9 protein-coding genes are annotated in these 12,884 nt (G+C 72.2%); 6 read left to right on the top strand and 3 right to left on the bottom strand.

The features are described from left to right. The first annotated feature begins 65 nt into the window (after positions 1-65). The 6 genes from AC31A1_RS33375 to AC31A1_RS33350 all read left to right on the top strand — a co-directional run bounded on the left by AC31A1_RS33375 (position 66) and on the right by AC31A1_RS33350 (position 5,828). Positions 66-581, top strand: a complete 516-nt coding sequence (locus AC31A1_RS33375) for a single-stranded DNA-binding protein (RefSeq protein ID WP_489656903.1) — start codon at positions 66-68, stop codon at positions 579-581. A gap of 271 nt (positions 582-852) precedes the next feature. Then, on the top strand, positions 853-2,271 hold the full coding sequence (locus AC31A1_RS33370) for a Cys-Gln thioester bond-forming surface protein (RefSeq protein ID WP_489656902.1): 1,419 nt from the start codon (positions 853-855) through the stop codon (positions 2,269-2,271). A 62-nt stretch (positions 2,272-2,333) separates the two neighbouring features. Next, positions 2,334-2,936, top strand: coding sequence for a hypothetical protein (locus AC31A1_RS33365; protein ID WP_489656901.1), 603 nt, complete (start codon positions 2,334-2,336; stop codon positions 2,934-2,936). Positions 2,937-3,079: 143 nt separating this feature from the next. Next, positions 3,080-4,744 carry an energy-dependent translational throttle protein EttA gene (ettA, locus tag AC31A1_RS33360; protein WP_329554831.1) on the top strand — a complete coding sequence of 555 codons (1,665 nt, stop codon included), beginning with the start codon at positions 3,080-3,082 and terminating at the stop codon, positions 4,742-4,744. 5 nt (positions 4,745-4,749) lie between these two features. Then, positions 4,750-5,163 carry an acyl-CoA thioesterase gene (locus tag AC31A1_RS33355; RefSeq protein WP_489656900.1) on the top strand — a complete coding sequence of 138 codons (414 nt, stop codon included), beginning with the start codon at positions 4,750-4,752 and terminating at the stop codon, positions 5,161-5,163. Further along, a complete protein-coding gene (locus AC31A1_RS33350; protein ID WP_489656899.1) occupies positions 5,160-5,828 on the top strand; it encodes a DUF8185 domain-containing protein in 669 nt (222 codons plus the stop codon). The genes AC31A1_RS33355 and AC31A1_RS33350 overlap by 4 nt, the downstream gene beginning before the upstream one ends. A gap of 6 nt (positions 5,829-5,834) precedes the next feature. Here AC31A1_RS33350 and AC31A1_RS33345 read toward each other — a convergent pair whose 3' ends face one another. The 3 genes from AC31A1_RS33345 to AC31A1_RS33335 all read right to left on the bottom strand — a co-directional run bounded on the left by AC31A1_RS33345 (position 5,835) and on the right by AC31A1_RS33335 (position 12,883). Beyond that, positions 5,835-6,791, bottom strand: a complete 957-nt coding sequence (locus tag AC31A1_RS33345; RefSeq protein WP_489656898.1) for an ABC transporter ATP-binding protein — start codon at positions 6,789-6,791, stop codon at positions 5,835-5,837. 82 nt (positions 6,792-6,873) lie between these two features. Then, on the bottom strand, positions 6,874-9,648 hold the full coding sequence (locus tag AC31A1_RS33340) for an FtsX-like permease family protein (RefSeq protein ID WP_489656897.1): 2,775 nt from the start codon (positions 9,646-9,648) through the stop codon (positions 6,874-6,876). Between the two features lies 1 nt (position 9,649). Continuing rightward, positions 9,650-12,883 (bottom strand): FtsX-like permease family protein, encoded by a 3,234-nt coding sequence (locus AC31A1_RS33335; RefSeq protein ID WP_489656896.1) that lies wholly within the window; start codon positions 12,881-12,883, stop codon positions 9,650-9,652. Position 12,884: the final 1 nt, after the last annotated feature.

The following is a 12,884-nucleotide window of genomic DNA, read 5'->3' as shown; positions in this document are numbered from 1 at the left end:
GTGTCGTTCATCGCTCGTCCCTCCCTGACCCGGCCCCGCGGGGCCGGGTCAGGGAGGGACGAGCGATGAACGACACCACGATCTGCGCGGTCGGCAATGTGGCGACCCAGCCGATGTACCGGGATCTGCCGACGGGACCGTCGGCGCGGTTCCGGCTGGCGGTGACCGCGCGTTACTTCGACCGCGAGAAGAGCGTGTGGACGGACGGCCACACCAGCTTCTTCACGGTGTGGGCCAACCGCCAACTGGCCACGAACGTGGCGGCGTCGCTGTCGGTCGGCGACCCCGTCGTCGTCCAGGGCCGGCTGAAGGTGCGGACGGAAGTGCGCGAGGGACAGCCGAACTGGTCCTCGGCGGACATCGACGCCGTGGCGGTCGGCCACGACCTGGCGCGCGGCACCTCGGCCTTCCGCCGGGCCAACAAGCAGGAGTCGGCGGCCTCTCCGCCCCGGCCCGAGCCCAACTGGGAGACGCCGGCGGGGGATTCGGCCGACTCGGCCGCCGATTCCGCCGAGGACGCCGTTTCCGCCGACGGGCGGCATTCCGACCAACAGCTCGCGGAAAGCCTCGCGATGACGTGATGTCAGTGAATGCGCCCAGCTGATCGAACTGCGGCTTATCGACGAATGCGCTCCAAAAGACCCGGTGGATTTGTCGATAAGCCCTGCTCGCAGGCGATCTTGGGGATAACGATTCCGAGTCGGATCGGTTATCGGATGACCCGACTGGAGAAGGGGGTGGGCCCGCGTCCCTAGGATGCCGGGACATGGCTCGGGCACAGCTCCCGGCGCTTTGATTCTGCTGGTGGGACCGCACCCCCACGTCGACGGGTCCTGCTCGAAGGGGAATTCCGTGTCATCTGCGTTGTCTGTGTTCTCCGCGCTGTCCCTGCGCGGCCGGGGCGCCGTGCGCTTCGTCGCCGCGACCTGGGCGTGCGGACTCGTCGCCGCCGGAGTGCTGGCCGGTGCCGGCCCGGCCGTCGCCGACGAGACACCGCAGACTCAGGGCGGGGCGACGGCGACGATAGGCGGGCTCAAGACGTACGGCGCCGCCGTGCTCCACGAGGACGGCGGCAGCGATGTGCAGGTCTCCGCGGGCCTGTTCGAGATGTCCGTGGACGGCGGCGGCACCCTTCAGACGTACTGCGTCGATCTCCGCAACCCCACCCAGCGGGACGCCAAGTACCACGAGACCGCGTGGAGCGGGACTTCGCTGGGCGCCAACAAGAGCGCGGGCAGGATCAGTTGGATCCTTCAGCACTCCTACCCGCAGGTGAACGACCTCGCGGCGCTCTCCGCGAAGGCCGGCACCAAGGGCCTGACCGAGAGCGACGCGGCGGCCGGCACCCAGGTGGCCATCTGGCGTTACTCGGACGGTGCCGACGTCGACGCGGTCGACCCGCAGGCCGAGAAGCTCGCGGACTACCTGGAGAAGAGCGCGCGGAACGTGGCGGAGCCGAAGGCCTCGCTGACCCTCGACCCGCCCGCGGTCTCCGGTCACCCCGGTGAGCGGCTCGGCCCGGTGACCGTGCACACCAACGCGAGCGGGGTGACGGTGACACCGCCCGCCGACGCCGCCACGACCGGGGTGCGGATCGTCGACAAGGACGGCAGGGTCGTCACGTCGGCGGCGGACGGCAGCCAGGTCTTCTTCGACGTGCCCAAGGACGCCGGGGCCGGGTCGGCCGACCTGACCGTGCAGGCCTCCACCACCGTGCCCGTCGGCCGGGCCTTCACCTCCGAGAGCAGAAGCCAGACGCAGATCCTCGCAGGCTCCAGCGAGTCGACGGTCGCCGCGGCCGCGAGCGCGAACTGGGCGGAGACCGGTGCCGTACCGGCACTGTCGGCGCGGAAGAACTGTGCCGAGGGCGCTGTGGACATCACCGCGACCAACCAGGGCGACGCGACGTTCACCTTCGAGCTGATGGGCATCGAGCACGGCATCGACGCCGGGAAGTCCGCGACGGTGACGGTCCCGCTCCAGGAGGACCAGGCGTACGACTTCACGATCACGGCGCCGAACGGCTACGAGAAGCGGTTCACCGGGGTCCTCGACTGCCGGACGCAGAGCGACGCGGGCGGTGACGTGACGCAGACGCTCAGTGAACCGAGCCCCGCGACGGTGGGCGGTACCACCGTCGACACGAACCTCGCCGAGACCGGCGGCTCCGGCATCACCCCGATGATCACGGTCCTCGCCCTGGGCCTGGTCGGCATCGGCGCCACGACCCTGGTCCTGCTGCGGGACAGGAAGCCCGGGCAGCAGGGCTGAGCGGTAGCGGTACAGGTACAGGTACGGAACACCATCGACACCGGATGTGGGGGGAACCACTGATGAAGACCACCGTTCGCCGTGGAGCGGTCGTGATGGCCGCGGCCGGTCTGCTCGGCGCCGTGCCCGGGACCGTCGTGGCCGAAGCCGCCCAGCCGCGGGCCGCGACGACCGCGGCATACGCGTGCAGATATGGCGCGGTCTCGGTCTCCGACGCCGCCGGGTCGGTGGTGCCCACGGCACACGGTGCCAACGTGCCGCTGCACGCCCGCCTCCGCGTGCACAACACCGAGGCCGTGGCACTGCCCAAGGCCACCTACGTCTTCGCCCTGGGCAATCTCCTGAAGAACCGTGGGCCGGCGCCGCTCGTGCAGTGGCGCGTCGGCAACGGGCACTGGCACAGGATGAGCCTGCACTGGAACAAGAAGACCAACGGCTCACTGGCGCTGTGGAACTCCACGTCCCTGTCCCTGGGCACGATCCCCGCGCGGGGCACGGTCACCACCGAGGTGTCGGTGACCTTCCCCAAGAAATCGATCAAGGCCGTCGACTACGACTTCCTCGATGTCCGCAGCGGCGCCTGCGGCAGCACCAGGCTCGACTGGTACACCGGCAACGGGTTCGAGTACTGGCCGTGGAACGGCACTCCGGGCAAGCCGGCGTAGTTCCCGCCGGGCGGGGCGCCGCCGTCCGCGACGAACCCCCAGCTCACAGCCCCCCGACCAAACGGGTTACCACCCAAGCCGGGACCTCAGGCAAGATGGATACGTCTGCCCACTCCAGATTTCAAGCTGCCGGACGGTTTCTCTTGGCTGAGTACATCTACACCATGCGCAAGACGCGCAAGGCGCACGGCGACAAGGTCATCCTTGACGACGTGACGCTGAGCTTCCTGCCCGGCGCGAAGATCGGTGTGGTCGGGCCGAACGGTGCCGGTAAGTCCACCGTTCTCAAGATCATGGCGGGGCTTGAGCAGCCCTCGAACGGCGACGCGTTCCTGACGCCCGGTTTCAGCGTCGGCATCCTCATGCAGGAGCCGGAGCTGGACGAGACCAAGACGGTCCTGGAGAACGTCCAGGACGGCGCCGCCGAGATCATGGGCAAGCTCAACCGCTTCAACGAGGTCGCCGAGCTGATGGCGACCGACTACTCGGACGCCCTGATGGACGAGATGGGCAAGCTCCAGGAAGACCTGGACCACGCCAACGCCTGGGACCTCGACGGGCAGCTGGAGCAGGCCATGGACGCGCTGGGCTGCCCGCCCGGCGACTGGCCGGTCGTCAACCTCTCCGGCGGTGAGAAGCGCCGCGTCGCGCTCTGCAAGCTGCTGATCGAGGCCCCGGACCTGCTCCTCCTCGACGAGCCCACCAACCACCTCGACGCCGAGTCGGTGAACTGGCTGGAGCAGCACCTCACGAAGTACGCGGGCGCCGTCGTCGCCGTGACTCACGACCGGTACTTCCTGAACAACGTCGCCGAGTGGATCCTCGAACTGGACCGCGGCCGCGCGATTCCCTACGAGGGCAATTACTCCACGTACCTCGACAAGAAGTCCGCCCGCCTCAAGGTCGAGGGCCGCAAGGACGAGAAGCGCCAGAAGCGGCTCAAGGAGGAGTTGGAGTGGGTTCGCTCCAACGCCAAGGGCCGTCAGACCAAGTCCAAGGCGCGCCTCGCCCGTTACGAGGAGATGGCAGCCGAGGCCGACAAGATGCGGAAGCTGGACTTCGAGGAGATCCAGATCCCGCCGGGCCCGCGTCTGGGCTCGATCGTCGTCGAGGTCCAGAGCCTTTCCAAGGCGTTCGGCGACAAGGTTCTCATCGATGACCTGAGCTTCACGCTGCCGCGTAACGGCATCGTCGGGGTCATCGGTCCCAACGGCGCGGGCAAGACCACGCTGTTCAAGATGATCCAGGGCCTTGAGACCCCGGACTCCGGCTCCATCAAGGTCGGCGACACCGTCAAGATCAGTTACGTCGACCAGAGCCGCGCCAACATCGACCCCAAGAAGTCGCTGTGGGCCGTCGTCTCCGACGAGCTCGACTACATCAACGTCGGCCAGGTCGAGATGCCGTCGCGGGCCTATGTGTCCGCCTTCGGCTTCAAGGGCCCGGACCAGCAGAAGCCGGCCGGTGTCCTCTCCGGTGGTGAGCGCAACCGCCTGAACCTGGCGCTGACCCTCAAGGAGGGCGGCAACCTGCTGCTCCTCGACGAGCCCACCAACGACCTCGACGTGGAGACCCTGTCGTCGCTGGAGAACGCGCTGCTCGAGTTCCCCGGTGCGGCCGTGGTCATCTCCCACGACCGCTGGTTCCTGGACCGGGTCGCGACGCACATCCTCGCGTACGAGGGCGAGTCGAAGTGGTACTGGTTCGAGGGCAACTTCGAGTCGTACGAGAAGAACAAGGTCGAGCGACTCGGTGCGGACGCGGCTCGTCCGCACCGTGCCACCTACAAGAAGCTGACCCGGGGCTGATCTTCTTGCGCCACATCTACCGTTGCCCGCTGCGCTGGGCGGACATGGACGCGTACGGCCACGTGAACAACGTGGTCTTCCTCCGCTACCTGGAGGAAGCCCGTATCGACTTCCTGTTCCGCCCGGAGAAGGACTTCAAGCAGGGGTCGGTGGTGTCGCGCCACGAGATCGACTACAAACGCCAGCTCGTCCACCGGCACACGCCCGTGGACATCGAGCTGTGGATCACCGAGATCAGGGCGGCGTCCTTCACCATCACCTACGAGGTGAAGGACGGCGACCTGGTCTACGTCCGGGCCTCCACGGTCGTCGTCCCGTTCGACTTCGAGGCGCAGCGCCCGCGCCGGATCACCGCCGAGGAGCGGGAGTTCCTGGAGGAATACCGGGACGACGACGAGGACGAGGCCGTCGCCGCATGACGGTCCTCCACCTCGCCGACGAAGGGGAGGCGGCGGACCTCGCGGCCTTCCTCTCCCGGCTGCTCCACTACGACCGGGGCGCCGCGGTCCGCCTCCAGGCGGCCGGCACGGCCCTCGCCGTCTTCGGGCGGCCGCCGTCCTTCGAGGTCCTCGCCATCCGCGCGGTACGCCTCGCCAAGCCGTACGAGAACGGCCTCGACGTCACCCTCGACGTGACCGTCTCCGCCGGTGAACTCCTGGAGCTGCTCGACGAGCCGGCGGCCACGGCCGGGGTACCGACCGCGGTGACCGGCCCGCCGTGGGCCGGGGTGCTGCCACCGCGCCGCGGCTGGACGCCCGAGTCCGGACTGCCGGGCCCGCAGGCACTGCGCGGGATGATCGCGGCCGGAGTCGCCGAATTCCGCTCCCGCACCCAGGAGCTGACCCCCGAGACCCGCACACGCGCCGAACTCGACCGCATAGGACGGGAGATCTGGTCCCGCACGGTCGGCGAGACCTCGCTCCCGGTGCGCGCCGTGCACGCGGCGCAGTCCTTCGGATTCCTGCGCCCCGGCGGGGAGCCGGGCCTGTTCTCGTCGGGCGCGTGGCTGAGGCTGCGCACCCCGTACGGCTCGATCGCCGTACGCAGGGCGGGACTTGGGGCGCTCGGCGTCAGCGTGCGCTGAGCGCGGTCACCGCTGCTCGCTGTCGTCGGGCCACACACCGATGTGGTCCGACTCCAGCTCCAGGGCCACCCGGTCCCGCATGTCCAGCGACTCCGTGTATTCGGCGGGGAGTTGGAGCCGTCCCGCCCGGTCCAGCATCGCGTACTCCCTTGCTACGACCGTCTCGTGGCCCGTCGTCGCGTCGACCTCGCTGCGCCGCAGGACCTCCGTGGAGGTGCGGCCGTCGCGGATGGCGACCGTGCGGCGGACCTCGGCGGCCACCGCCTGGTCGTGGGTGACGATCACGATGGTGGTGCCCAGCTGTTCGTTCGCGGTGCGGAACGCGGCGAAGACCTGTTCGGCGGTGTGGGAGTCGAGTTCGCCGGTCGGTTCGTCGGCGAGCAGCACGGCCGGGGCGTTGGCGAGGGCCACCCCGATCGCCACCCGCTGCTGCTGACCGCCCGACATCTCCCGCGGGCGCCGGTCACGGCAGTCCGCGACCCCCAGCAACTCCAGCAGTTCCAGGGCGCGTTCGGCCTTCGCCCGGCGTCCGGAGCGGATGCCGGACAACTGCATGGGCAGGGCGATGTTCTGAGCAGCCGTCAGATAGGGGAGCAGATTGCGGGAGGTCTGCTGCCAGACGAACCCGACGACCTCACGACGGTAGGCGAGCCGGTCCTTGGCGGTCATCGCGAGCAGATCCCGGCCGGCGACCCGGGCCGCACCGGCGGTGGGCGTGTCCAGCCCGGCCAGGATGTTCATGAGCGTCGACTTGCCGCTGCCCGAGGCCCCCACCAGGGCCATCAACTCGCCCTCCCTGACCAGGAGATCGAGCCCCTGCAGCGCCTGCACCTCGACCCCGTCCGCGGTGAAGATACGGACCAGCCGGTCGCAGGTGATCAGCGCGTCATGGCCGTAGGCGGGCCGGTTGCGACTCTCGGCCGCGCGGGTGGCCAGGTCGGCGAGGGTGGGGTTCGTGGTCATCGACGCTCTCCTCGGTCACAGCCGACTGCTCGGCGAAAGCCTTCTTCACGAACGCCTTGTCCATGCACGTCTTCTCTACGACTCACCGTGTGTCCCCCGCTCTCAACTCCCGTACGGATCCCCGCCGTCCGGACCACCACGCCTGCGCCCCCGCGACCCCCACGGCCACCAGCAGCACCCCGATCGCCGGGACGGCCAGTGACACCGGGTCGGTTCTCAACTGGGCCTCCCCGACCGGGTTCTGGGCCGATGCCAGGGCCACCGACGTCAGGTCGATGCCGGGGGCGAGCAGCCGGATCGTCGCCCAGCCGGTGAGCGCGCCGCCCGCCGCCGCCAACAGGGCCTGGGGCAGCGACTCCAGGACGAGAAGGCGGCGGCCCTGGGCGCGCGTGAGGCCCATCGTGCGGAGGCGGGCCAGGAGCGCGGCGCGTTCCGGGGCCGCGCGCAGGAGGGAGAGCAGGAGAGCCAGTACGGCGTAACCGGCGCCCGCCGCCACCGCCGCCGTGTAGATGCGCTCGGCCCCGGACTGGAGGGGCGAGTCGACGTACCGGGCGCGTTCCTCGGCCCGTACCGTCACCCCGGCCGAGGGACCGGCCGCCTTGCGCAGCGCCGACCCGCTCACCCGGGCACCGGTCACCAGCAGCGAGGTCGGGCGGGCCGCCGTACCGGACAGCCCGGCGCGGTCCACGATCAGGAAGTCGGCGCCGGACACGGCCGGGGTCACGTCCCGGACGAGCACGATCCGCACGGTGACCGCGCTGGTGTCCGGCAGCCGGACGAGGAAGGGGCGGGTGCCGTACGCGGTCGCCACGGAGGGCGAGGCGAGGGCCGGGAGGACGGCATCCGAGCCCGCCGGGCGCTTCAACTGCCCCTCGGGGAAAGCTCCCAGGCCCGTGTGCCCCGCCAACTCCGCGTAGTCACCGGGGTTCACACCCACCAGCGGGACTGCCTCCAGGCCGTCCAGCGGTTTCGCGTCGTCCGTGATGCTCAGCTCGGCGAGACCGCGTACTCCTGGCAACCGGCTTGTCTCGCCGGGGAGTTGGCGTGGCAGGGGAGCGGTCGCGTCGAGGCGGGCGTCCGCGCCGACGGCGAGGAGCGCCGCGTGGTCGCGGGCGTCGCTCACGCCCGCGAGGACCGAACCGCCGAACGCGGCCGTGGTGAGCGCGGTGAGGAGGGCCAGCAGGGGCAGTACCGCGGAGACGGACGTACGGCCCGCCCGGGCCAGCGACAGATGGCCCACCGCGCCCCGCAGCCGGCTCGCCGGACGGGCCAGCCGGCGCAGCAGGAACGGATACACGCGAACCAGCACCAGGGCGGCGATCACGCCCACCAACACCGGTGCCAGCGACACCAGTTGGTCTCCCGCCGAGCCGGACGTGCCGCGTCTGCGCAGGGCCTCCACCGCGCCGGACGCCACCACCAGCAGAGTGAGTTCGGCGACCGTGCGGCGCCGGGACGGACGTACGGTCGTCACGTCCTCGCGGGGACCGTGGACGCGGACGGCCCGGTGGGTGAGCGCGGCGCGTACGGGGAGCGCGGCGGACGCGGTGACGGCGACCGCGAGGGCGGCCGCGACGGCGTAGCGGCGGCGGCCCTCCGGGACGGCCAGCAGCGCGGCCGTCAGGCCAAGCGCCCCTGCCGGTACGGCGATCACGGCGGTCTCGGCGACCAGACGGGCGGTGAGGCCGCGCAGGGAGGCGCCGCGGGCGCGGAGCAGGGCGAGTTCGGTGCGGCGGCGGTCCGCGGTGAGGCCGCCCGCCATGAGCAGCACGACGACGGCGACCGTGCCGGTGCCGAAGGCCGCGACGGCGGTCAACGGGCGGATGCCGGACCGGAGTTGGCCGAAGGTGGCGAACACGTCGTCGAGACCGGTGCTCAGGTCGGTGTCGGGGTCGGTGTAGGTGCGGGCCCGTTGGAGGCCCGGGCCCGATTCGAGTGCGGCGACGGCGGCCTTCAGGTTGTCCAGGTCGTGGGCGTGCAGGGCCCCCGGGTCGGGGGCCAACTGCCAGTACGGGACCGGCTTCGCCGCTGTGCCGAGGAGGGCGGGGGCCGCGTCCTGGGCCAACAGCAGGGCGCCGAGCCAGTACTTCGGCTGGTCCGGCGTCGGCAGGACGACCAGGGTCGGGGTGCGCAGCACCGGCTGGGTCGACCAGTAGGCGCCGGCCGGGTCGCGCGGGGTGAGGATGCCGGTGACGCGGACGGCGAGCGGGGCGCGTCCCTCGCCGGGTACGTGGATGACCGAACCCACCTTGATGTGCAGGCTCTTGGCGGTCGCGACGGTGACCGCGGCCTCGATCTCCGGGGTCTGTGCGGTGACTTGGCCGGAGGCGCGCGGGAACCGGCCCTCCCGTACCGTCGCGTGTCCGGCGAGGTCGCTCTGGGCGGCGGGGTAGACGTGCGCGGGCAGCCCGTTCGGGCGCGGTATCCAGCTGTCCGGCACGGCAAGGTCCTCGGCGGGACGCACACCGTACGCGGACTGGGCGGGGTCGATGACGAGGGGACGGCCGACCGCGGTACGGACCTTGTCGTACTGCCTGCGGAGCTCGGCGGGGCGCAGGTCCGCCTCGCGCTGTTGCTGCGGGAGCACGAAGTCGGGCTGCGGGCCGGAGAGTTGGACGGAGGTCCGGTCGGGGCCCGCCTGCCGTACGGCGTGACGCAGCCCGGCGTCCTCGTACCGGTCGAGGGCACGGGGAAACGCGGCGGCCAGACACGCGGTCACCGTGACGAGCAGGGCCAGTGCCCAGGCGGCACCGGGGGCGGACCGCAGGCGGGTGCGGATCCAGGGGGCGGTCACGGCGACACCGGAGCCCTCGACGCCCCCGGCATCCCCCGTACTTCCGGATCTCACGGTCCCCATCTCACTCACCCCCCTGCTCCCGGAGCGAAGTCGCCGGATCGGCCCGGCTGAACGCCAGCGTCGCCGTCACGATCAGTGGTGTCGCCGCCACCGCCACCAGCAGCAACGCCACGTGGGTGACGGGCAGTTCCACCAGGACGCTTGGGACCGGGCGGGTCGCGCTGGCCGTCAGGACGATCAGCGGGATCACCGCCCGGGTGAGTACGGTGCCCAGGGCCGTGCCCACCACGAGGGCCAGGGCGACCAGGACGCCCTGTTCGGCGGCGATCATGCGGGCCAGCTGGCGGCGCGGGGCGCCCAGTGCGCGCAGTACGGCGAACTCCGCGCCGCGCTCCCGCAGCGACCCCGCCGTGCTCACCGCGAATCCCACCGCCGCGAGGGCCGCCGCCACCAGCGCCGCCGCGGCGAACGCGGCCTCGGGACCGGCGCCGAACGGGTCGTCGCGCAGTTCCTGGGCGATCTCCTCCCGCACCACGACCTCCGTGGGATCGACGTCGGGCAGCGCGCGCACCGCCGCGGCCACCGTCGCCGCGTCGCCCGGCGCCGTCCGCAGCCACCACTCGGTGGGCGTGACGCTCGCGCCGTAGCGCGTCTCCAACACCCGGTTCACGGACCGGAGATCGACCAGCAGCGCACCCCCGTCCTGCGCGGCCGAATCGCCGGAGTCACCCGTCGTCGGCAGCCCGCGCACCGCCGCCACGATCCGCACCGGCAGGTTCTCCCCGCCGAGCGTCACCTGCACCTGCTGCCCGGTGCGCGCGCCCGCCGAGGCCAGGAAGCGGTCGGTGGCGACGGCCGTGATCTCGGGCACGGCGGGTTGGACGACCCGCAACCGCACCGTGACGGAGGCGACCGTCCAGAAGTCCTTGTCCGGGATGTATCCCGTGTCGTAGTCGACGGTCAGCGGCTTCGCCGAACTCACCTTGGGGGCACGCGGGTTGGCCGTGCCGTACGACGCGCTGACGGAGGACCTCCCGGTCCAGGCGGTGGGCAGCGCCAGCCTCCGTGCCTTTCCCTTCGCGTCCGTGGCGCTCAACTCACTGACCGTGAGCCGGTGTTGGGCCGCGCGGTCTCCGGGCTGGGGCAGGTCCAGTTGCAGCCCGGTGAAGGCCAGGGGTCCGAGTGCCGGGGACAGGGCGAGGGTCAGGTCGTACGACCGTCCGTCCGTGGGGAGTTGGCCGAGCGGCTCCTCGTACGGCGTGCCGTAACGGTCCTCGACCGTGGCCGTGACGTCGACCGTCGTCCGCGGGCCCGTGGCGCGGATGCCCGCTCGCATCGTCAACCGGGCTGTTCCCGCCGGGATTCGGGCCCCGGCCGTGGTCCCCTTCGGCGCCAGGCCGGCCAGCAGCGGACCGGCGGGGTGCCCCGACGTCAGGTCCGGTCGGATCAGCACCGCGTCCGACGCGTGGGCCGTGTCGAGAGCCAGCACGGTCGCCGTGCGGTCGCCCGAGAGGGACAGGGAGGTGCGGACGGCGGGGGCCGCCTCCCGTACGCGGGGAAGGCCCGCGTAGGTCTCCGTGCGGCCCAACCCGCCGTCACCGGCGGCCAGTACGCGGACCGGCACCCCGGCCTGGAAGTCGGCCTGGTCGCTCTGCGAGCGGCTCCAGGACGCGCTCTGGCCGATGGCCAACATGCCCAGCGCCAGGGCGAGCACGAGCAGCAGCACCGGCCCGGCACCGCGCATCGGACGGCGGCTGAACTGCCAGCCCGCCAGTGCCACCGGCAGCCCCCGCCCGGCGGCGGCCCGGCGCTCGGCCAGGCGTGCCACCGGCGGCAGCAGCCGTAGCGTCAGGACCGTGCCCGCGAGCAGGGCGAGGGCGGGGGCCGCGACGAGCAGCGGATCGATGCCCAGCGCCCCGGAGTCGTCGGTGCTGACGGCTCCCGAGGTCTGCCGGTTCAGCTGCCAGTAGGCGACCCCGGCCACGGCCAGCAGCCCGAGGTCCGCACCCGCGCGCAGCGGAGCGGGGACCGCGCGAGCCCGGCCGCCCTCGAAGGACGACGTGAGCGCGGGGAGCGTCACCGCCAGCGCGCAGCCGAGGGCGACGGCCGCCGCGACCAGCCACACCCCCGCCCGGCCGCCCGCCGGGGTGTCCAGGTGCAGACCGATCCGCGCCAACGCGCCGTGTCCGGCGAGGAGTTCGGTGAGCGGGCCCGCCAGCAGGGGCGCAACTGTCGTCGCCGGTAGGGCGAGCAGCAGCGCCTCCGCCGCCGACAGGCCCGCGATCCGCGCCCGGGAACCGCCGCGCGCCCGCAACAACCGGCTCTCGCCCGCCCGTTCGGCGCTCAGCAGCCGGGCCACCAGCAGCAGGGCGTACCCCGCGAGCAGCGCGAGCTGGAGCGCGACGATCAGCAGGGTGGAGCGGGAGACGAGCAACGAGCGGTCGATCCGGTCGAGTACGTCCGGCAGCGAGGTCGTCGCGGTGGTGACTCCCGGCACCGCACCGGCCTTGCGCAGTGAGGTGCCGCCAGCCCCGGCGCTCGCGCGCAGGGTGCCGATCCGCCCGGTCGTCAGCGTGGAGAAGTCGGCCGACGCGAGCCACGCGGACGACCCGGCGCTCAACTCGGCGAGGCTCGCGGGATCGGTGAACAGCGGGCCGTAGGTCGTGAAACCGGCCGTGCTGAGGCCGCGGCCGCGCAGGTCGTCGAGGAGCCAGTAGGCCGCGCTCGCGACGGCGGGCCGGTAGACGCCGGTGACCAGGATGTGCGCCTTGGGCCCGCTGAGCCGGTTGTCGAGGGTGAGCCGCGCGCCGGCCCGCACCCCGAGGCCCTCGGCCGCGGCGCGGGGCAGCGCGACCTCGATGTCCCCCGAGGCCGTCGCGCGCGGGAAGCGGCCCGACACCAGCCGCACCTGCGACCGGTCCGGGGCCCCGAAGTAGGTGAGATCCGGATCGCCGGACCGCTCGGCCCGCGGCTGGAGCGAGCGCGGCAGGGCGTACGGCCCCGAGCGCACCAACGTCCGTACGGTCACGGGCAGTTCGTCGAAGGTCTTCGCCGCCGCCTTCCGTACGGCGGTGTCGGCGGCCGCGCGCTGGGCGGGCGGGACGTCGGCCTTGACGATCAGGGCGGTGTCGGGGGTGTTGCGGGTGTCGTTCAGGGAGTGCTGGAGCGCCGCGTCGCCGATCGCGCCCGAGTAGGCCGTGAGCGTCGTGAGGACCGCCGTGGTCAGCAGCACCGTGAGCAGCGCGGCGGCGAGCAGCAGGCGGTGTGCCCGCGCGCGTACCAGGACGAACCCCACC

It is taken from the genome of Streptomyces sp. P5F9, assembly GCF_057961495.1.
Note: the sequence above shows the minus strand (reverse complement) of the source record. Positions and strands in the feature narration are given on the sequence as shown.

Excerpts from the sequence above, each read along its gene's own strand:
- AC31A1_RS33350 (WP_489656899.1), top strand. The coding sequence starts at position 5,160 with ATGACGGTCCTCCACCTCGCCGACGAAGGGGAGGCGGCGGACCTCGCG.
- AC31A1_RS33340 (WP_489656897.1), bottom strand. The coding sequence starts at position 9,648 with ATGGGGACCGTGAGATCCGGAAGTACGGGGGATGCCGGGGGCGTCGAG.
- AC31A1_RS33375 (WP_489656903.1), top strand. The coding sequence starts at position 66 with ATGAACGACACCACGATCTGCGCGGTCGGCAATGTGGCGACCCAGCCG.
- AC31A1_RS33345 (WP_489656898.1), bottom strand. The coding sequence starts at position 6,791 with ATGACCACGAACCCCACCCTCGCCGACCTGGCCACCCGCGCGGCCGAG.
- AC31A1_RS33365 (WP_489656901.1), top strand. The coding sequence starts at position 2,334 with ATGAAGACCACCGTTCGCCGTGGAGCGGTCGTGATGGCCGCGGCCGGT.